Below are 19,611 nucleotides of genomic sequence, written 5' to 3'. Positions count from 1 at the left end.
GAAATACCAGGACCTACCGCCGGTATCGATACCGACGGGATGAACGGCAGCACGGGGTGGTGTCAGCGCACCACCGGTTCCAGCCCGCTCTTGCGCAGGGCGGCGGCGGCCTCGCCCGAGGCCAGGTAGTCGAGCAAGGCCTTGGCATCGGCCGGATGAGCGCTGTATGTGGTCACGGCGCCGCAGTACAGGGTCATCTGCTGGACCTGATCGGGGATCAGACCGACGATCTGGATGCCTTCGGCCTGTTTCAGTTCGCTCAATTGCTGGAAGCCCAGTTGCGCTTCGCCCCGCGCCAGTACCGCGCCGACCGGTTCATTGCTGATCATGCGGCTCTTGTCTTGCAGCCGTTCGGTCAGGTGCATCTGGTTGAACAGCACGCGCGATACATACAGGCCGCTGGAGCTGTCCGGGTAGGCGATGGACGAGGCATCGAGCAGGGTCTGGCGGAAGCTTTCCAGGGTACTGATGTCCGGCTTTGGAACGCCCTGAGGAACGGCCATGGCGATGAAGGCCTTGGCCAGCTCGACGCGGCTGTCGGCATCGGCATGCCCTTCCTTGATCAGCCGGTCCAGGCCCTGGCGGGTGAGCAGCACCACGTCGGCCATTTCCTGGCGGGCCAGGCGTTCGGGAATCGCCTGGGGCAAGTTGCCGGTGGAGGGCGCTACCTCGGCCACCAGGCGGACGCCGGTGCGTTTCTCGTAGTCGGCGCTCAGGGCTTGGAAGGCGCCCATGGTGGCGCTGGAAGCCAGTACGGTGAGTTGTACGGGCTTGGTCGTGGCTGCGTGAAGTAAAGACAGTGGCAGGAAGGAAAGAGCGCCACCGAGCAGCCAGGGAAGCAGTTTTTTCATCTGAAAAAGAACCTTGCAACAAAACCTGGCCGGCCATTATGAGCCAAAACGCAAGCCAGGCGCAGCGTGCTGCCTGTTCGGGCGCCGTCCATCGCCTGGCTGAACCCGCGAGCCGATCGGCTGCCAGACTTCCCGTCGTACTGTCCTGTCTCTCAATGTCCGGCAGCCTGCATGGCCTACGATCATCAGAACAAGGACTCGTGCCTGGATCATGGCCGTTTGCATGCAGTTGACCGCCCCGAGCCCGCCGAATGCGCCGTTCGCGACGCGACGATCGCCGTGCGCTGGTCACGCCAGCCCACCGCTTCGGTAGCTATTCTGTTGTGCACCCGCAATGGCCAGGCTCACCTGGTCGAACAGCTGGAATCAATCGCCCGACAACACTGGCCTGCCTGGTTCGTGGCGTTGTCCGATGATGGCTCAACCGATCGTACCCTGGAGATCGCCCGGCATTATCGAGACCTCTGGGGAGGACAGCGGCTCAGCCTCTGGCAAGGGCCGCAGCGCGGCTTTGCGCAGAATTTCCTGTCCTGTGTACGCAACCCCGCGCTGAGCGCCGAATTCTATGCCTGGTGCGATCAGGACGATGTCTGGCATGAAGACAAGCTCACCCAGGCGGTGTGCTGGCTGCAAAGCATCCCGGCTCAACGGCCGGCGCTGTACATGGGGCGGACCCGGCTCATCGACGCGCAAGGCCGGCCGATCGGCCTGTCACCGAGGTTTCGTCGGCGGCCCGGGTTTGCCAACGCGCTGGTGCAGAACATCGGTGGTGGCAACACCATGGTGTTCAACCATGCTGCGCGGTGCCTGCTCAGTGAGTTCGGCACGCAGCTGGAGCGCTCGTCGCTGGAGGTGGTGTCGCATGACTGGTGGGCGTATCTGGTGGTGACCGGTGTCGGCGGCCAGGTCCTCTACGACCCCAGGCCCTATGTGAACTATCGTCAGCACGACGCCAACCTGGTAGGCGCCAACACCGGCTGGAAAGCCCGCTGGCTGCGCTTGCGGCTGCTTCTGCAGGGGCGCCTGCGCGACTGGAACAGCACGCATCTCTGCGCCCTGGAGGCCGTGCAAGGCCATCTGACCGAAGAAAACCGGCAGTTGCTGAGACAGTTTCGGCAATTACGCGGCGCCCCCCTGGGCAGGCGCCTGACGGGGCTTTGGCGCGCCAGGCTCTATCGGCAGACTCTGGTAGGAGGGCTGGGGTTGTGGCTGGCCGCTGTGGTCGGTGTTCTATAGCGATAAAACACAGGTGTAGCTGATGTTGAATTGATATTGCGTACCGCAGCAAAAGATGGACGCCTCAGTAACTAAGACGGCAACGTGTTCAGTGTGAAAGTTGCTGAGGAAAACCGAACCGTTCTGCGCAGTGGGCCCAGGGTAATAAGTCGCAGGGCCGGCAGGCTTCTCTTTCAACCCTGCGGATAGTCGGCATGAGCACAGCGTCTGAAATCGATATTTCAGGCCTGAGGTGTTACGACAGAGTTGTCGATGGTGTCACCTACAGCGTTCCGCGCGGCATTACCCGGGAAACCCGTGGTCGCGTATGGATCGTGCGGGTCTTGAAAAACCGCCAGGTGCAGGTTTCGGCGCGCTTTACCGATCTGCGTTTCGGCGGCACTCGGCGCGCCCTGGAGGCGGCGATCATCCACCTGATCCACAGTGGCCACGCCTGGCGTCGCGAGGATGTTCTGCAATTGAGCGAGCGCGCCGCCGTACATTGGCGCAAGCGCAGTGGTGTGGGCCTGTGTGCGGTGGCCTACGTGACCCGCAGCGGGCCCGGGCGCGGCGAGACGTTCTTTCTCTCGACCTGGCGCCGGGTAGCCAGCGGCCGGGGCCTGGAGAAGCTGCGCGGCAAGCTGGTCGAAGTGCTGGAAGCCGCCTGGCGGATGGATAACCCGCCGGCGCAAGTACCCTATGCGGAACAGAAGCGCATCCGCCAGGAGGTCGACCGGCTGCTCGACAGCGACACCTGGCGACACTTCCTGTGGGCAGGCCAGCGCAAGGTCGACCGGATTGCGGTGGCCGATTACCTGCGTTCGCTGGAGCATTCCGACGAGCGGTAAGTCGCTTTTGTAAGCGGTCCGATACAGGGCGCGGCGCACGGCGTGCCAATGCACAGGGACGGAAATAATTGATCGACGTGAGCGGAAATTATTTCTGTTTCGATACAGTAGTGGCACTTTGTTATTTGCTTACGGCCTTGTTCGTACATGCGCGCTGAGGAACAATAAGTCCGCCTTGAACCTGCCGTGTTAATGGAATGCCTTGATATAAAAGGGAACTAATTCGTGACCGTCTGGTCATTGTTTCATCGCATCAATGATAATTAGCCGGACAGTGGAAAGGTCATGGCTATTTGATATTGGTTTTATTTTTGTTCAATTGATCCATCTGGCAACCGGAGCGCCAGTCGATCATGGCATTGCGAATCGTCCCTGGTACTGGCCAGGCCTTCGCAGGATCTTCCCATGACAGCCGTTGTTTCTCTCCCTCTGGAACCCGAGCAATTCAAGCGCCTGCAGCATCTGGCGCAGATGACCCGTCGTGACCAGGCCTGGCACCTGCGCCAGGCGCTGAACCGCTACCTCGAACAGCAGACCGCGCCCGATCCGGTCGAGGAAGGCCTGGCCGATGTCCGTGCCGGCCGCCTGCTGGACCTCAGCGATATCGAAGCCAAGTGGAGACAGACCCCGACATGTTGAAGCTGACACGCAAGGCCAGTGCGGACCTGGACGATATCTACGAGCACTACAAGGAACGCCTCGGCGCCGAGCAGGCGCAGGCCATCGTGCATGATGTGGTGGCCGAAAGCCGCATCCTCGAGCACAAGCCGGCCGCCGCCAAGCCGTCTGCCGAGTCCTCCGGGATCGGGGAGCTGGCGCTCAAGCGCTGGCCGTTCCTGACCACCTTCCATGTCACCCCCGAGTCGGTGCAGATCCTGCGTTTTCTGCACCGCAGTGGCCAGCCGATCAACCAACCGCTGGAGCAGGAGCCCGAAGCACGGGTGCATTCCGATGTGGATGTATCGGGCCTGCGTTGCTACGACCGGGCGGTTGACGGCCTGATCTACCGCGTACCGCGCGGTATCAGCCGCGACGCACGTGGGGCCGGCTGGTCGGTGCGGGTGGTGCGCGACAAGCAGGTGGTGCTGCAGGCGCGTTTCGCTGACCAGGCCTTCGGCAGCACCCTGGGGGCGCTGGAAGCGGCGATCATCCATCTGACCCACAGCGGCTACGCCTGGCTGGAAGATGACGTGCTGACGCTGGATGAGCGCAGTGCGGTGCACTGGCGCAAGCGCAGCGGTGTGGGCCTGTGCGCAGTGTCCTATGTCGCCTGCGACGGACCCGGGCGTGGCGAAACTTTCTTCGTCTCGACCTGGAAGCGGGTGGAAAGCGGACGTGGCCTGGAAAAATTCCGCGCCAAGTTGGTCGAGACCCTGGCCTGTTCGCATGCCCAGCAGCATGGCCCCGAGAGCGTGACCGACAGCGTGCGCCGACGCCTCGACACCCAGGCCGGCAAGCTGATGGCCAGCGAGCGCTTCCAGGCCTTCCTGCGCGCCGGCAAGCGCAAGGCCGAGCGCATCCTGGTCGATACTTATCTGAACACGGCGATCAAGTAAGCACTGCTGCGCTGCTAAAGCAGGTGGCGGCTTTTGATCTCGGGGAGCGAGCTTGCTCGCGAAGAGGTCAGGAAAACGCCGCCTCTACTGTGAATATGCAGCTTCGCGGCAGAAGTTGAGGCAAACGTGTGCGTATACCGCAAGCTGAAATGCTTCAGCTTGCGGCCGAAGGGCGTCCTGCCCAATAGATCCCTTACACCTTGAAGTGGCTGACCATCGTTTGCAGTTGGCCGCCCAGACGCGCCAGCTCGACGCTGGAGGCCGCAGTCTCTTCACTGGCCGAGGCCGTCTGCTCAGAGATGTCGCGCACGTTGATCACGCTGCGGCTGATTTCTTCGGCCACGGCGCTCTGCTGTTCGGCAGCGGCGGCGATCTGCTGGTTCATCGCCTGGATGCCGGCCACGGTCTCGGTGATGGTGCCCAGCGAGTGACCGGCCTTGCGGCTGAGCTCCACGCTGCTGAGGGTCAGGTCGCGGCTGCCGAGCATGATGGTCGAGACCTGGCGGGTGCCGTTCTGCAGGGCGGCGATCAGGCTTTCGATTTCTTCGGTGGACTGCTGGGTACGTTGGGCCAGGCCACGCACCTCATCGGCCACCACGGCGAAACCGCGCCCGGCTTCGCCGGCCCGTGCCGCCTCGATGGCCGCGTTGAGGGCCAGCAGGTTGGTCTGTTCGGCCACTGCCTTGATCACGTCCATGACCTTGCCGATCTTGTCGCTTTCCTGCTCCAGCTGGTTCATGGCATCGGCGGAGCGCCCCACCTCGGTGGCCAGGCGCTCGATCTGCGCGATCGCTTCACCCACTACCCGGTCGCCGTCGCGAGCTTCACGGTCAGCGGCGGAGGCGGCCTGCGAGGCCTGTTCGGCGTTGCGCGCGACTTCCTGGACGGTGGCCGACATTTCGTGCATGGCGGTGGCCACCTGGTCGGTCTCGGTCTTCTGGTTGTTGACGCCGGCGCTGGTCTGCTCGGTGACGGCCGAGAGCTCTTCGGCGGCGCTGGCGATCTGGGTCACGCCATCGCGAATGCCGGTGATCAGCTCGCGCAGGGTGTTGCCCATGCGCTGGATGCCCTGTTGCAGCACGCCCAGCTCGTCGCGGCGGGTGATGACATCCTGATGGGTCAGGTCGCCCGAGGCGATGCGCTCGACCACCTGCAGGGTCTGCTGGATCGGGCGGTTGATCTGCCGGGTGATGAGCACGGCGGCCAGTACGCCCAACAGCAGGGCAGCCAGGGTGAAGGCAATCTGCAGCTGGCGAGCCTGGGCGCCTTCGGCGTCACGGCGGTCCAGTTGCAGCTGGTAGAGCTGCTCGTTGATCTTGACGATGTCCTGGCCCTGGGTGGTCATTTCCTTGCGTGCCTGCACGACCTGGGCGTTGCCGTTCTTGAAGTCCGTCAGGCCGCTGCGGTAACCGGCCAGGGTGCTGTCCAGCTGCTGCACGCGGTCAACCAGAGAACCCGAGAACACGGCATCCATGCGCGCGAGGGTCTTGCTGGTTTCATCGAGCTGCTTGAAGGATTTCTGCTCGCCATCATCCGTGGGGGCACTGGCATAGCCGCGTACTTCAAAGCGCAGCTTCAGCAGGTCGACACGCATCTGGCTGACCGCCTCGAACTGTTCCATGCGTTCGGGGTTGCCCTTGACCTCGTTCAGGGTCTGTTCGACCAGCTCGGTCGCCTTGCCGCCCTGGGCGGCCATCTTGGTGCGTGCCTCGTTAAGAGCACGATAACCGCCACGCATGTCGTTGAAGGACTTCTGGTAGGCAGCGTTCACGTCGCTCAGCTGTTTGAGCATCCGGACGTTGTCGGGGCTCTTGAAGGTGCCGATCAGCTCATCGAGCTTGCCCTTGAAGCCATCGAAGGACGCCTGCACGGTGTCGGCGACCTTTTCGTCACCGTTGGCGATCATGTATTGCAGACGGGTCACGCGCAGCTTGGTCAACTCCTGACCCAGCGCGGTGATATCGCTCATCCAGTTGCTGCGCTGGATAAGACCGTTGACACCGGTCCAGCCGACCAGAGCCAGAATGGCAGTAAAGACAAGCACCAGCCCGAATCCAAGGGCCAGTTTCATATTGACGCTGATATTGGCAAACCAGCTATTCATTCGACGTTCTCCGGGAAAGTCTGATTTTTAATAGGGGGAATGGCCATTGGGAAGATTATTGTTGTGGACCACGAAAGACATTTATTCAGCACGCTATCGGCCGGAAAACGCAGAGCTGTAAGTACCAGTCGTCGAAAAGTGTAAAAAAGGCGACTTACCGGTCACGACGCTTTCAATCGCTCTAGGACGCGGCTATAAAGGCAGCCGGACCCTCTCAAAAAAAATACACAGCCGGGCCAGCCCATGATGAATACACTGCCAGAAACTGCCGCTGCTTTTATTCGAACGTTCAATGAAAACTTCAGGTGTTTTTCACGTTCTCGAGAATGAAAATCCACTGCATCAGTGTGCTTATTCTTTTCTACCCATGTTTTCGAGTTATGTCCGATGAATCTGAAGTTTCGTCACAAGATCCTGTTGGCCGCTGCCGGCGTGGTGGTATTGGCCTTTGCATTGTTCACCCTCTATAACGACTACCTGCAGCGCACGACGATTCGTCAGAACCTCGAGGCTTCGGTGGGCCAGGCTGGCGAGCTGACCGCCAGCAGCGTGCAGAATTGGCTGGGCGGACGCATTCTGGTGTTGGACAACCTGACCCAGGATGTCGAGCGCCTGGGCATCAAGAACCCCGATCTGGGCGGTATGGTCGGTGCGCCGTCGCTGACCTCCACCTTCCAGTTCACCTATGTGGGTGACAGCGATGGGGTGTTCACCCAGCGTCCTGACGTGGCAATGCCCGCCGGCTACGACCCGCGCAAGCGGCCCTGGTATACCGGGACCGCCGCGGCCGGCAAGACGGTCATCAGCGCGCCTTACCAGGCTTCGGTGGGTGGGCTGGTGGTCACCGTGGCCAGTCCGATCCGCAGCAAGGGCCAGGTCATTGGCGTGGCCGGTGGCGACCTGAGCCTGGACACGCTGGTGAAGATCATCAACTCGGTGGACTTCGGTGGTATTGGCCATGCAGTGCTGGTCAGCGGCGACGGGCAGATGATCGTCAGCCCCGACAAGGACCAGGTGATGAAGAACCTCAAGGATCTCTACCCTGGGCAGAACATCCAGCTCGACAAGCACCTGCGTGAAGTGACGCTCAACGGCCAGGAACGCCTGCTGTCGTTCACGCCGATCCCCGGCCTGCCGGGTGCCGACTGGTACGTCGGTCTGTCCATCGACCGGGACAAGGCCTACGCACCGCTGAGCCAGTTCCGCAACTCGGCGCTGATCGCCATGCTGGTGGCCGTGGCGGTGATCGCCCTGCTGCTGTCGTTGCTGATCCGTGCCCTGATGCGCCCGCTGACCGACATGGGCCGTGCCATGCGGGACATTGCCGAAGGTGAAGGCGATCTGACCCGGCGCCTGAGCATCCAGGGCCGTGACGAATTTGCCGAACTGGGCAGCTCGTTCAACCGCTTCGTCGAGCGCGTGCATGCCTCGATCGCCGAGGTGTCATCGGCGACCCAGCAAGTGCATGATCTGTCGCGGCGTGTGGTGGAGTCGTCGAACTCGTCGATCATCGGTTTCGATGAACAAAGCGCGCGGACCAACAGCGTGGCGGCGGCGATCAACGAGCTGGGTGCCGCCACCCAGGAAATCGCCCGCAACGCCTCCGATGCCTCGAACCAGGCCAGCGAGGCACGGCACGAAGCCGAAGAAGGTCGCCAGGTGGTGGAAAAGACCATCAAGGCCATGAGTGAGCTGTCGCAGAAGATCAGCGGGTCGTGCACGCAGATCGAGAAGCTCAACGCCAGTACCGACAACATCGGCCACATTCTCGACGTGATCAAGGGCATTTCCCAGCAGACCAACTTGCTGGCGCTCAACGCTGCCATCGAGGCAGCACGGGCTGGCGAGGCGGGCCGCGGCTTTGCCGTGGTAGCCGATGAGGTGCGTAACCTGGCGCACCGTACCCAGGAGTCCGCCGACGAGATCCACAAGATGATCGGCGAACTGCAGACCGGTTCGCAGGATGCGGTGCTGAACATGAACGAAAGCCAGGCCTCCAGCCAAGGCAGCGTCGAGGTGGCCAACCAGGCCGGCGGCCGCCTGCACGACGTGACGCGGCGCATCGGCGAAATCGATGCCATGAACCAGTCGGTCGCCGCCGCCACCGAAGAACAGACCGCCGTGGTGGAAACCCTGAACATCGATATCAACCAGATCAACACCCTCAACCAGCAGGGCGTGGCCAACCTCAATGACACGCTGAAGGATTGCGCCGCACTGTCGCAACAGGCCGGCCGCCTGAAGCAACTGGTCGACAGCTTCAAGATCTGAACCGCTGTCTGTCGCTTCTCCCATGCTCGCGAACAGGCCATGCGCCGTTCGCGAGCAAGCTGGCTTCTTCAAGTGGCCACGCTGTGGGTCCAACTGTGGGAACACTTTCGCCTAACTGAAATAAACGTCCGCATTTATTGGCCATAACCGCAAATGTACGCAGAGGGTGCCTCTGCGTACATTGTGCTGTAAAGTTTCACCTTTCCTGCCTTGGCCCCTTGCGAGCCGCAAATGAGCAAGTTGAACCAATCTTTCGTCAAATCGGTGGTTGCACCCGGCCGCTATGCGGACGGCCGGGGCCTGTTCCTGCGTGTGGGAGCCGGCGGTGGCAAGAGCTGGATCCTTCGCTACCAGGTCGACAAGCGCCGGCATGACCTGGGCCTGGGTGCTTACCCGGCGGTGTCGCTGAAGAGCGCGCGCCTGGCCGCTGACACCCTGCGACTCGGGCTGTCCCAGGGCATTGACCCCTTGGCCCAGCGTGAGGCTGAACGTCGCGAGGCCAGGCAGGCCGGGCCGGTGACTTTCCGTGTAGAGGCCGAGCGCTATATCGCCACCCACCGGCCAAGCTGGAAGAACCCGCGGCACGCCCAGCTGTGGTCGCACTCGCTGCGTGACCATGTGTATCCGCTGCTCGGCGATGTACCGGTCGAGGCCGTCGATACCGACCTAGTGCTGCAGGTGCTGGCGCCGATCTGGCGACAGATTCCGGAAACCGCCTTTCGCCTGCGCAACCGCATCGAGCTGGTGCTCGACGCCGCCAAGGCGCGGCAACTGCGCAGTGGAGAGAACCCGGCACGCTGGCGCGGCCATCTGGACAAACTGCTGCCCCGCCAGAACCGCAGCCAGGCCCCCTTTGCCGCCATGCCTGCCGAGCAGCTAGGGGCTTTCGTGCGCCGTCTCGACAGCCTGGACAGCACCGCCGCCCGGGCCTGCGAACTGCTTATCCATACCGCCTGCCGCAGTTCGGAAGTCTGCGAGGCACGCTGGAGCGAATTCGACCTGGCCAGCCGCGTATGGACCCTCGACGCCACGCGGATGAAAGGCGGCAAGGCGCATCGTGTGCCGCTGACCGACGCCGCGCTGCAGGTGCTGGAGCAACAGCGTGGCCAGCATCCTTCCCATGTATTTCCCAATGCCAGGCGCAGCGGCGCGCTACCCGGCAATGCCTTGCGGCGTGTGATGGCCTCACTGCAGGCCAGCGCCTACGTGCCCCATGGTTTTCGCTCGACCTTCCGCACCTGGGCGGCGGAAAGCACCGACTTTCCCAGGGATGTCTGCGAAATGGCCCTGGCCCACAGCCTGGGCGACAAAGTCGAAGCGGCCTACCACCGCGGCGATCTGCTGGAAAAACGCCGGCAGTTGATGCAGGCCTGGAGCACATTCATCGAGGACGGCGCCAGACTGCCATTCAGTCCTGAGGATCTTGCAGATTGAGGTCCAGCTGGTCGTCATCCTGGCTGGGCGCAGCGGCCGGTGTACTGCGGCGTTCCGAATAGGTCGACGCCACCAGGGTGCTGCGCCCTTCGGTGGGTTGGGCCTTGCGCATGCCCACCAGGTCGTCGGGGTTGAGGAACAGGTTCATGCGTGGGATCACTTCGATACGCGGCTTCTTGTCAGGCCGCTCGGCCTGACGCGCATGCCGATCGAAGTCGCGCAGCTCATGTACCTCGATCGGCTCCTGGCCGGCGAGCACGAACAGCGGCAGATTGCTGTGGATCATCGCGTCGTAGCGTGAGCTGGCCGAGAAATACAGCATGGCCCGCGGGTGCGGTGCCACTTTCTTGTACTTGATGAGGGTGGCCTGGTCGGCCAGGTTGACGATACGTCGCAGCTCGGCACCCGCCAGGGTTTCGCCTGGCGCAACATTGTCGCGTTCGGACTGCTGCTCGGCCGTCTTGGTCAGCAGCTCACGCACCTTGCCGACCTCGATGCGCTCACCGCCGGTGGTGTGCCCGGCCCAGGTAAAGACGATCAAGCGTGGCGTGCTGTCGAACACCTGAGTATGGCGGGCCAACTGCTTCATGCTGAATTGATGCCCCAACGCCTGGCGCAGGATCTTCGACCGCGCAGTGGTGGCCAGATTAAGCTCGATGCGGGTCTTCTCGATCATGGCCATCAGCTCGTCCTTGAGTTCGTTGATCTCACGAACCTGGGGCAGCACGCTGTCGCGCAGGGCGAAATAGCCCGGCAAACGCATGACCGTACCGGGGGCCTGACCGGGCAAACGCTCGAAAGCAGCCATGGCCTGACGGGTGGCTTCAATGGCCGCTGCGCCCTCAAGGCGCTCGACATCGATACGGTCGGGGGCTTTCTGTTCGGCCAACAAGGGCAGTCGCCAGACGCTACCGGTGACCACCAGCGACGGCCAGAGACGAGAGAAAGCGCCCAGCTTTTGCTGAAGGCGCTCATGGACATGGACGATCTCATGGATCATGGCGAAGCCTCTTTTTAATACCACCCCTAATATAGCAGATCATTTGAGATCACCTCTTTCCTCCCTTATCCGCTCTACGCATGGAGCGAGCACGCGCACAAGAGGTTAACAGCAGCTTAGTTATAAGCTGTAGGGGTGGTATTAATCCCTGTTTGCTGTGATAGCTATAATGCTAGCTATCACAGCCAGGACTTCTATTCCAAGCCTTGCCGATTCCAGGCTTGGAATAGATGGTCAGGCATTTTAAATCTCGGCCTGATAGCTAGCTATATACATATCTATATAGCTGCAAATACAGAGCCTCAGTCGAGGTTGTAATGCTGCTTCAGCAACTGCTGAACAATGTCCGTCTCGGTGACGCGCTTGCCGGTTTTCGCAGATTCCTGGGCCGCGCCGATCTTCAAGGCGTTGGCAATGTCCCAACGCAGACGAAAGAGTTTCTGCACGGTGGGCTCAGGCTTGAGTGCTTCGACCGGCGCTTCGGCTGCCTTGCTACGGGCGGGTTCGTGGGCAGCCGGTTTGCTCAGTGCCTTGTCTGCCTCTCCCCCTTCGAGGAATTCGTTGGGGTCCTTCTTGAAGCTCTTTATGTCGGGCTTGGATTTGATCACGGCAGCACCTCGGCGAAGAAGGCGTTCATCTCCTGGATGGCCGCATGATCGCGCTTGAGTTCATGCACGATGGCGCCTTCACTGATGCAACGGCGAAAAGCCACACGCTCGCAGATCTTGGTCTTGAACACGCTGAAGGACTGTTCTTCCAGGAAGGTGAGCATTTCGCCGGTGTCCTTGGTACGGGTGTCGACCCGTGACAGCAGCATCTTCACGTCCAGAGCAGGGTTGTAGTCGCGGGCCAGGTCGACGACGGTCAGCAGATCGGTCATGGCGGCAGCATCGAACGAACTGGCACCTACCGGAACGATCACCACTTCAGCCAACAGCAACGCAGAACGCAGGCCGACGGAGTCACGGCCACCGGCATCGACCACCACATGTTCATAGGAGCTGGCCAACTGTCGGCCTTCAGAGTTGATGGCCTTGCCCTGCAGGCACACGGTCGTTGGGCTTGGGCTGTATTCCGGGTTGTCGCGACGCCAGGCAGCCCAGCTGGCAGCGCTGGCCTGGGGGTCACCATCGATCAACAGCGTTTTGCCGCGGGTTGCCAGCATGGTGGCCAGGTGGACTGCTGTCGTGGTCTTACCAACACCGCCTTTGGTGTTGACGCATGCAAAAATGGTCACTGTGCTCTCCTTGTGGAACGCGCCTGCCTTATATATAGGCAGGTCACAGGGATTGGCATTATAGCTATCTATCTATATAGCTAGCTATTTTTCATGGCCATTCGCCGTAGCCCTGTGCCATACTCGGTCAGCAGGCCAAATCAGCATGGCATGTAGGATAAATACCTGGATTTTGTAGTCGATAGCTCTATGGCCGATGCGGATTTGCATAGTTTGCCGTCAGAGAAAGTCCGGGGACTACGTCACCAGCAGATAGCGATGATCGAGCATGCCCTGCCTACACGGCGGCTTTGCCCCTGATGACCTGGTCCGGCAGATCGATTTCCCTGGGCGTTTGCCAGACAAGCGGAAATTTGAATTTGCTTCGCTGGCAAATCGTCCTGTAAGGCCCTGTGATCGATTTTGAGCGCGAAAAAGCATTTCTCCGCGCACCAGCTTGCTTGAGTTGGTTTTTGGAGCTTGTGCGGGCCCTCAGGGCCTCTCACGGGCATTCGCCTTTGCTTTTGCCTTTAGCTTTGCAAAAAACAAAAAAAATGAGCTTCTTGCGCGTACTTACGCGCGGTTTTTAAAAGCGTTTTTTCTTGTTTTTAAAAGCTTGTTTTTAAAGCTTGTTTTTAGCACCTCTGGAGCCCTTGATTTACGTGGCCTGCAGCGGGGTATCGACTACAGATTCCGGCTATACGACTACAAATTTCAGCTATGACGACTACAAATTCCAGCTGTATCGACTACAAATTCCAGCTATGACGACTACAGATTTCAGCTGTTATCCACAGGCGCGACAGGCCTGCTGAACACCCCTTTGCGTGCCCTCCCCACCCCGGTCCCACGACCCCGCTCCATCGACTACAAATTCTGGCTATAGAGCCGCGTTCTATCGATTACAAATTCCGGCTATGGCGCAAAGCCGCATAGCGTAAGGCGTTTAGCCACCCTCATTCTGTCCTACAGGCGCGTCCTACAGCAGGCATACAGACCCGATACGACTACAAATTCCGGCTATGGCCAAGTGCTACTCGCTGCGCCTGAACTCTCCTCCCGCTTTTTCTTTTCCAACGACTACAAATTCTGGCTATGCGCCATTGGTCTATCGACTACAAATTCCGGCTATCCGAGTTATCAGTGCTTACGCGGGGTCGTACAGCTAGGTCGCCTATCGACTACAAATTCTGGCTATTCCTTTGATCGCTATCGACTACAAATTCCGGGTATGTCCCCTACGCGTATCGACTACAAATTTCAGCTATCTGTTTCGGTATGAAGCCATACGAAGCATCTTCTTGCGAAAACGGGGGCGATAATCGTCGTTCAAGCTTGTTACTATCGACTCATTACTGCGTCAGGAATAGTCGATGACCGCCGCCAAAGAACCTTCGTCCCTGCTGATCACCAAGGCCAACGACCTCATCAGCGCCTCCTACCGGCTGAACCTGCAGGAGCAGCGCCTGCTGCTGGCAGCCATCGCCCAGGTCGACCCGCGCAAGCCCATGCCTTCGAAGATCACCGTCACGGCGGCGAGTTTCGCGGAGATTTATGGTGTGCCCATCCGTTTCGCCTACACCAACCTCAAGGAAGCCGCCGACTCCCTCTACGAGCGCGACATCCAGACCTTCGACGGCAAGAACCGCACGCGTATCCGCTGGGTGTACAAGGCGGCCTACGCCGAGGGTGAGGGTCGGGTGACGCTCAACTTCACCGTGGATGTGATCCCCTACCTGTCGATGCTCAACAGCAAGCTCACCTCCTACGACTTGCGCCGGGTGGCCAATCTCAACTCCATGCACAGCTTCCGGCTGTTCGAACTGCTGATGCAGTTCAAGAGCACCGGCGTGCTGGTCATCGAGGTCGAGAAGCTGCGTATCCTGCTGGACCTGGGCGACAGCTACAAACGCTTCAACAACCTGCGGCAGCGGGTCATCACGCCGTCGATCAACGAGATCATGGCCAAGTCGGGCATCTCCATCACCTATGAGACCGTCACCGAAGGCAAGACCGTGAAAAGCCTGATCTTCCGCTTCCACGAGGCGGCGCAGATGCGTCTGTCGCTGGGCGACAGCCTGGAGCCACTGCCCGAGAATCCTTTGGAAATCCTCAAGGACGAGTGATAACAATCTATATAGATAGCTATATAGCTATCTTTTATTCGGTCACCCATAGCCGGAATTTGTAGTCATTAGATTCCGTCGAGCCTGTCCGATAACCAGGCCCGCGCCTTCCAGATGCCTTTCATACCTGCCCATGACCCTGCAGCGGTCTTTCTACCCGTTCGCCTGGAGCCCCTGATTTACGGGGCCTGAGTGGATTCTCCGGGAAAAATTGCCCTATTAGCTTGCTAGCTAGATAGCTATATATTTAGCTAGCTTCTGCGATAGCCGGAATTTGTAGTCGATACAGGGCAGGCCGCGACTCGACATGGCTGGATCCTTCATGAAAACAGGTTCAAGAACAGGCTGGGTAAGCCGATGAAATAGGCGTGTGGACGGGAGTTCGTGCTGTTCATTAGCAACAGGCAGAGTGCTAGCATCGCCGCCGCTTTTCGGCTGCTTTCATTCCCTGGACACAGCGTCACTGTCCTTTACCTCTCGCCACTCTTTCCCTGGATGCCATGCGACTTTTTCTTGATCCCAAGCGAGATATCGATGCAGCCCTGCTGCGCTATCGTCGTCTGTTCGGGGTACTGGCGTTGTTCAGTGGGGTCATCAACCTGCTGATGCTCGTGCCTTCCGTTTATATGATGCAGGTCTTCGATCGGGTCCTGACCAGTCGCAACGAAACCACGCTGCTGATGCTCAGCCTGATCTTGCTGATCTTCTTCGCGCTCAGTTGCGCCCTGGAGTGGGTGCGCGGGCAGGTGATGATCAAGATGAGCGCAGGCCTCGACACCCATCTGGGCGAGCGGGTCTTCAATGCCGCATTCCAGCGCAGCCTCAAGGAACACAGTGCCAACCCTGCCCAGGTCCTGAGCGACCTGAACAGCATCCGCCAGTTCGTCACCGGCCCGGGGCTGGTGGCACTGTTCGATGCGCCCTGGCTGCCGATCTACCTGATCGCCACTTTCCTGTTCCACCCCTGGCTGGGTGTGTTCACCGTGGTCGGTTCGTTGATCCTCGCCGGCCTGGCGATCTGGAACGAGCTGGCCACGCGCAAGAGCATGAGCGAAGCCAACCGCTTGTCGGTGGCTTCGTCCAGTTATGTGAACGGCACCCTGCAGAACGCCGAAGTCATCCAGGCCATGGGCATGCTCAGTCCGCTGCGCAAGCGCTGGTTCAAGGTTCAGCAAGGGGTCATCACCGAGCAGGGCGAGGCCAGCGACCGCAGCTCGCAGATCGCCGCGCTGTCGCGCTTCGTGCGCATGACCTGGCAATCCATGGCCCTGGGCCTGGGCGCCATCCTGGTGATTGAGAACCAGATCTCCGCCGGCGTGATGATCGCCGTGTCCGTGCTGCTGGGCCGCGCCATGGCGCCGGCCGAAGCGCTGATTGGCTCCTGGAAGCAGATGGGCAACGCCCAGAGCAGCTATGAGCGCCTGAACAAACTGCTCAATGAATTTCCGGAAGAACCTGTGCGCATGCCCTTGCCGGCACCCAGCGGCGCCTTGAGCATCGAGCGCCTGGTGGTCACGCCACCGGGCCTGCAGCGTCCGGCCGTCAACGGCGCGACCTTCAAGCTGGAAAAAGGCGAGGTCCTGGCGATCATCGGCCCCAGCGCCTCGGGCAAGTCGTCGCTGATCCGCGCCATGGTCGGCATCTGGCCGGCCGGCCACGGTTCGGTGCGCCTGGACGGCGCTGAAATCGGCCAATGGTCGCGTGAGGCCCTGGGCCCGCACCTGGGCTACCTGCCGCAGGACATCGAACTGTTCGACGGCAGCATCGCGCAGAACATCGCACGCTTCGGCGAAGTGGACTCGGCCAAGGTCATCGAGGCGGCTCAACTGGCCGGCATCCACGAAATGATCCTGCACTTCCCCAAGGGCTACGACACCCTGCTGGGCAGTGGCGGCCTGGGCCTGTCCGGTGGCCAGAAGCAGCGTGTCGGCCTGGCTCGCGCGCTGTATGGCAAGCCGGCGCTGATCGTGCTCGACGAACCCAACTCCAACCTCGACGAAGCCGGCGAAGCCGCGCTGGTGCAAGGCGTACGCAAGCTCAAGGAAGAAGGCAGCACCGTAGTGCTGGTGACCCATCGGCCCAACGTGCTGGGTGTGGTCGACAAGTTGCTGTTCCTCAAGGATGGCGTGCAGCAACTGTTCGGCCCCCGCGACCAGGTCATGAAGACCCTGGTCCCGCCGGCCGCGCAGAAACCGGCCGTCGCGCCTTCCGAAGCCAGCAATCCGAGCGCCTGAGGCCGTCATGCAAGCCACTTCGAACGACCTGTCGACCCCGCTGAGCAGGCCTGAAGCCGAAGCTCGGAAAATGGCCCGTATCGGCATCTGGTGCCTGCTTCTCGGCCTGGGCGGCTTTTTCCTCTGGGCCGGTTTTGCGCCGCTGGACCGTGGCGTGGTGGGCAGCGGCACCGTGGTGGTGGCCGGCGAGCGCAAGACCGTGCAGTCGCGCAGCGGCGGCACCATCGACCGCATCCTGGTGCGCGAGGGCGACCAGGTGCAGCAGGGGCAGGTGCTGGTGCAGCTCAACACCGTGCAGGCCAAGTCGCAGCTGGACGTCGCCATCGGCCAGTGGCTCAGCGCCCGAGCCGTGGAAGAACGGCTGATGGCCGAGCGCCTGGACCAGAAAAGCATCCAGTGGTCGCCGGAACTGCTGGCCCGGGCCGACGACCCGCGGGCCAAGGCCGCCATGGACCTGCAGGGCCAGCTGTTCGTTACCCGCCGCGCCGAGCTGGCCAGCCGCCTGCAGATCAACCAGCACGAGATCGACTCGCTCACCCAGCAACTGGCCGGTTACGAAGAGATCAAGCGCAACCACACCGCCCAGTTGCAGTTCCAGCAGCAGAGCCTCAAGGGCATGCGCGAACTGGCGGCTGAAGGCTACCTGCCGCGCAATCGCCTGTTCGAGGCAGAAAGCACCGCCGCACAATTGAGCGCCCAGTTGGCCTCGACCATCGCCGACATTGGCCGTACCCGCCAGGCCATCAACGAAGGCCGGCTCAAGGCCTTGCAGCAGAGCCAGCAGTTTCGCAGCGAAGCCGAGGCGCAGCTGACCCAGGTCGCTTCGCAGAGTTCGAGCCTGGCCGACCAGATCAAGGGCCTGGAATTCGAGGTCAAGAGCGCTTCGATCCTGGCCCCGGTGTCGGGCCAGGTGATGGGCCTGATGGTGCACACGGTCGGCGGTATCGCCCCGGCGGGCCAGCGCCTGATGGACATCGTGCCGCTGGGCTCCAGTTGGGTGGTCAAGGCGCAGTTCCCGCCGATGATGGCCGACCGGCTCAAGCCCGGGCTGGTGGTCGATTTGCGTTTCGGTTCGCTGCAACGCGTACACACCCCGGTGATCACCGGCAAGGTGGCCACGGTGTCGGCGGACCAGTTGATCGACGAAGCCAACAAGACCCCGTATTTCGCCGTGGAAGTGGCCGTCAGCCCCGAAGAAGTCGAACACCTGCGCGAGTTGGGCCTGGATATCAAGCCGGGCATGCAGGCCGAGGTGCTGGTCAAGACCGGTGAGCGGACCCTGGCCAACTACCTGATGCAACCGATCGCCGAGCGTATGGCCGGTGCCCTGAAGGAGGAATGAGCATGCGCATGGCGGTCATCCTGCTCGGCCTGATCGGCGCCGGCTCCCTGCAGGCGGCAGAGCCGCCGTTGTCGTTGCTGGCGTTCTACGATGCCTCGCGGCTCAACGACGCGGCTTACCAGGTGGCCGGACACGACTACCAGGCTTCGCGCCAGGAAGAAGCCATCGGCCGCAGCGGCCTGCTGCCGCAGGTCGGCATCAACTCGCGCTATGGCCATGGCGGACAGTTCAACAAGCGTTCCACCCCCAACGCCAGTGAAGACCAGTACGCCTCTGACAGCGTTGCCCTGACCGTCAGCCAGCCGCTGTACGACAAGGGCCGCTGGGCCTCCTTCGAACAGGCAAAGGCCCGTGCGCGGCTGGGTGAAGCGCAGTACGAGGGCGCCGGCCAGGGCTTGTTCGACCGCGTGGTGCAGGCCTACTTCGACGTCGCCCAGGTGGAAAACGAACTGCTGCTGACCTCCCAGCAGAAGGCCTCGATCAGCGGCCTGGCCAAGCAGTCGCGGCGCCTGTTCGATGCCGGCGAAGGCACCATCACCGACATGGAAGAAGCCCAGGCTCGCCTGGACACCATCAGCGCCCAGGAAATCGAGCTGCAGGCCCGCCGCCGTGCGGCGCTGCGCAAACTGGCCGGGCGTGCCGGCGTGGAGGTCAGCGACATCCGCCCGATGCAGGAACAGTCGCCCCTCACCGCCTTGCTGGCCCCCGAAGAAGACCTCGACTACTGGATGTTCAAGGCCGACCAGGCCGCCGCGGAACTGGGCGTCAGCCGCGCGACCATCAAGGTGGCCGAAGCCAACCTCAAGCTGCAGAAGTCCGGGCATTACCCCACCGTGGCCCTCAGTGGCCGCGTGGCGCGGGTCGATCAGAGCGACCTCAACGACCTCTCGCAGCGCCAATCGACCTACTACCTGGGCGTGGTGGTCGACATCCCGCTGTACCAGGGCGGTGGCGTCAGCGCCTCCTCGGAAAAGGCCCGCTCGGCCCTGGAAAGCGCACGCTCCAGCTACGACACGCAACTGCAGCAACTGACCGAAGACATCGAGGCCAACTACCTCGGCGTGGTTGCCGGCGGCGAGAAGATCAAGGCCCTGGTCACCTCGGTGCGTTCCAGCCAGGTGGCCCTGCAATCGGCCGAGAAAGGCTACCAGGCCGGCGTGCGCTCCACCGTCGAAATCCTCGACGCCCAGCAGCGCCTGTACTCGGCCAAACGCGACCTGCTCGACACCCGCCTGGCCATGCTGCAGAGCTACGTCAACCTGCACACCCGCACCGGCCAGATGACCCGCGCCAAACTGGAGAAGATCCAGGCGCTGTTCTGATGCAGATAAAAGCTATATAGATATCTAGCTATATAGCTAGATATCTATAGCGATCAGATGGACGCGAGCTTGCTCGCCAAGGGCCGCAACAC

At 61.5% G+C, this 19,611-nt stretch carries 15 protein-coding genes and 2 pseudogenes; 11 read left to right on the top strand and 6 right to left on the bottom strand.

The genetic code is table 11. The features are described from left to right. Positions 1–62: 62 nt before the first annotated feature. On the bottom strand, positions 63–851 hold the full coding sequence (locus RRX38_RS24680) for a substrate-binding domain-containing protein (protein WP_315962744.1): 789 nt from the start codon (positions 849–851) through the stop codon (positions 63–65). Positions 852–1,022: 171 nt separating this feature from the next. Between RRX38_RS24680 and RRX38_RS24675 the strand changes: the two genes are divergently transcribed. From RRX38_RS24675 to RRX38_RS24660, 4 genes are all read left to right on the top strand, one after another. Then, the gene (locus RRX38_RS24675; RefSeq protein WP_315962743.1) at positions 1,023–2,087 is read left to right on the top strand and encodes a glycosyltransferase family 2 protein; all 1,065 of its coding nucleotides are present in this window, start codon (positions 1,023–1,025) and stop codon (positions 2,085–2,087) included. Positions 2,088–2,281: 194 nt separating this feature from the next. Continuing rightward, positions 2,282–2,914, top strand: coding sequence for a hypothetical protein (locus tag RRX38_RS24670; protein WP_315962807.1), 633 nt, complete (start codon positions 2,282–2,284; stop codon positions 2,912–2,914). A gap of 405 nt (positions 2,915–3,319) precedes the next feature. Then, positions 3,320–3,553, top strand: coding sequence for a CopG family ribbon-helix-helix protein (locus RRX38_RS24665; RefSeq protein WP_104833238.1), 234 nt, complete (start codon positions 3,320–3,322; stop codon positions 3,551–3,553). Then, entirely contained in the window at positions 3,547–4,470 is a 924-nt protein-coding gene (locus RRX38_RS24660; protein WP_315962806.1) for a type II toxin-antitoxin system RelE/ParE family toxin, read from the top strand. The genes RRX38_RS24665 and RRX38_RS24660 overlap by 7 nt, the downstream gene beginning before the upstream one ends. Before the next feature lie 193 nt (positions 4,471–4,663). Here the strand turns inward: RRX38_RS24660 and RRX38_RS25200 are convergent, their stop codons facing one another. Then, positions 4,664–5,527 carry a methyl-accepting chemotaxis protein gene (locus RRX38_RS25200; protein ID WP_410524937.1) on the bottom strand — a complete coding sequence of 288 codons (864 nt, stop codon included), beginning with the start codon at positions 5,525–5,527 and terminating at the stop codon, positions 4,664–4,666. Then, positions 5,519–6,439: pseudogene (locus RRX38_RS25195) on the bottom strand (methyl-accepting chemotaxis protein); the annotation flags it as partial. The pseudogene RRX38_RS25195 and the gene RRX38_RS25200, both read right to left, overlap by 9 nt. A 522-nt stretch (positions 6,440–6,961) precedes the next feature. Here RRX38_RS25195 and RRX38_RS25190 point away from each other — a divergent pair. From RRX38_RS25190 to RRX38_RS24645, 3 genes and pseudogenes are all read left to right on the top strand, one after another. Then, positions 6,962–7,939: pseudogene (locus RRX38_RS25190) on the top strand (cache domain-containing protein); the annotation flags it as partial. Positions 7,940–7,993: 54 nt separating this feature from the next. Next, entirely contained in the window at positions 7,994–8,845 is an 852-nt protein-coding gene (locus tag RRX38_RS25185; protein WP_410524936.1) for a methyl-accepting chemotaxis protein, read from the top strand. Between the two features lie 231 nt (positions 8,846–9,076). Next, on the top strand, positions 9,077–10,279 hold the full coding sequence (locus RRX38_RS24645) for a tyrosine-type recombinase/integrase (protein ID WP_315962803.1): 1,203 nt from the start codon (positions 9,077–9,079) through the stop codon (positions 10,277–10,279). On the opposite strand, the gene RRX38_RS24640 is transcribed toward RRX38_RS24645, so the two are convergent. From RRX38_RS24640 to RRX38_RS24630, 3 genes are all read right to left on the bottom strand, one after another. Continuing rightward, positions 10,254–11,279 carry a DNA replication terminus site-binding protein gene (locus RRX38_RS24640; protein WP_315962802.1) on the bottom strand — a complete coding sequence of 342 codons (1,026 nt, stop codon included), beginning with the start codon at positions 11,277–11,279 and terminating at the stop codon, positions 10,254–10,256. The genes RRX38_RS24645 and RRX38_RS24640 overlap by 26 nt on opposite strands. Before the next feature lie 302 nt (positions 11,280–11,581). Further along, on the bottom strand, positions 11,582–11,887 hold the full coding sequence (locus RRX38_RS24635) for a hypothetical protein (RefSeq protein ID WP_315962801.1): 306 nt from the start codon (positions 11,885–11,887) through the stop codon (positions 11,582–11,584). Further along, a complete protein-coding gene (locus tag RRX38_RS24630) occupies positions 11,884–12,516 on the bottom strand; it encodes a ParA family protein (RefSeq protein WP_315962800.1) in 633 nt (210 codons plus the stop codon). Before RRX38_RS24630 ends, RRX38_RS24635 begins: the two co-directional genes overlap by 4 nt. A 1,352-nt stretch (positions 12,517–13,868) precedes the next feature. Here RRX38_RS24630 and RRX38_RS24625 point away from each other — a divergent pair. The 4 genes from RRX38_RS24625 (at position 13,869) to RRX38_RS24610 (ending at position 19,519) form a co-directional block, all read left to right on the top strand. Continuing rightward, positions 13,869–14,621 (top strand): replication initiation protein, encoded by a 753-nt coding sequence (locus RRX38_RS24625; protein ID WP_315962799.1) that lies wholly within the window; start codon positions 13,869–13,871, stop codon positions 14,619–14,621. 500 nt (positions 14,622–15,121) lie between these two features. Continuing rightward, positions 15,122–16,855 carry a type I secretion system permease/ATPase gene (locus RRX38_RS24620; protein WP_315962798.1) on the top strand — a complete coding sequence of 578 codons (1,734 nt, stop codon included), beginning with the start codon at positions 15,122–15,124 and terminating at the stop codon, positions 16,853–16,855. A gap of 7 nt (positions 16,856–16,862) precedes the next feature. Beyond that, positions 16,863–18,197: an HlyD family type I secretion periplasmic adaptor subunit gene (locus RRX38_RS24615; protein WP_315962797.1), complete on the top strand. Its 1,335-nt coding sequence runs from the start codon at positions 16,863–16,865 to the stop codon at positions 18,195–18,197. Positions 18,198–18,199: 2 nt separating this feature from the next. Beyond that, complete coding sequence (locus tag RRX38_RS24610; protein WP_315962796.1) at positions 18,200–19,519, top strand: TolC family outer membrane protein; 1,320 nt, start codon at positions 18,200–18,202, stop codon at positions 19,517–19,519. Positions 19,520–19,611: the final 92 nt, after the last annotated feature.

The organism is Pseudomonas sp. DTU_2021_1001937_2_SI_NGA_ILE_001 (assembly GCF_032463525.1).
Classification (GTDB): Bacteria; Pseudomonadota; Gammaproteobacteria; order Pseudomonadales; family Pseudomonadaceae; genus Aquipseudomonas.
Note: the sequence above shows the minus strand (reverse complement) of the source record. Positions and strands in the feature narration are given on the sequence as shown.

Coding starts and splice junctions, on each gene's coding strand:
- RRX38_RS24680 (WP_315962744.1), bottom strand. CDS start 851: ATGAAAAAACTGCTTCCCTGGCTGCTCGGTGGCGCTCTTTCCTTCCTG.
- RRX38_RS24675 (WP_315962743.1), top strand. CDS start 1,023: ATGGCCTACGATCATCAGAACAAGGACTCGTGCCTGGATCATGGCCGT.
- RRX38_RS24670 (WP_315962807.1), top strand. CDS start 2,282: ATGAGCACAGCGTCTGAAATCGATATTTCAGGCCTGAGGTGTTACGAC.
- RRX38_RS24665 (WP_104833238.1), top strand. CDS start 3,320: ATGACAGCCGTTGTTTCTCTCCCTCTGGAACCCGAGCAATTCAAGCGC.
- RRX38_RS24660 (WP_315962806.1), top strand. CDS start 3,547: ATGTTGAAGCTGACACGCAAGGCCAGTGCGGACCTGGACGATATCTAC.
- RRX38_RS25200 (WP_410524937.1), bottom strand. CDS start 5,527: ATGGGCAACACCCTGCGCGAGCTGATCACCGGCATTCGCGATGGCGTG.
- RRX38_RS24645 (WP_315962803.1), top strand. CDS start 9,077: ATGAGCAAGTTGAACCAATCTTTCGTCAAATCGGTGGTTGCACCCGGC.
- RRX38_RS24640 (WP_315962802.1), bottom strand. CDS start 11,279: ATGATCCATGAGATCGTCCATGTCCATGAGCGCCTTCAGCAAAAGCTG.
- RRX38_RS24625 (WP_315962799.1), top strand. CDS start 13,869: ATGACCGCCGCCAAAGAACCTTCGTCCCTGCTGATCACCAAGGCCAAC.
- RRX38_RS24620 (WP_315962798.1), top strand. CDS start 15,122: ATGCGACTTTTTCTTGATCCCAAGCGAGATATCGATGCAGCCCTGCTG.
- RRX38_RS24615 (WP_315962797.1), top strand. CDS start 16,863: ATGCAAGCCACTTCGAACGACCTGTCGACCCCGCTGAGCAGGCCTGAA.
- RRX38_RS24610 (WP_315962796.1), top strand. CDS start 18,200: ATGCGCATGGCGGTCATCCTGCTCGGCCTGATCGGCGCCGGCTCCCTG.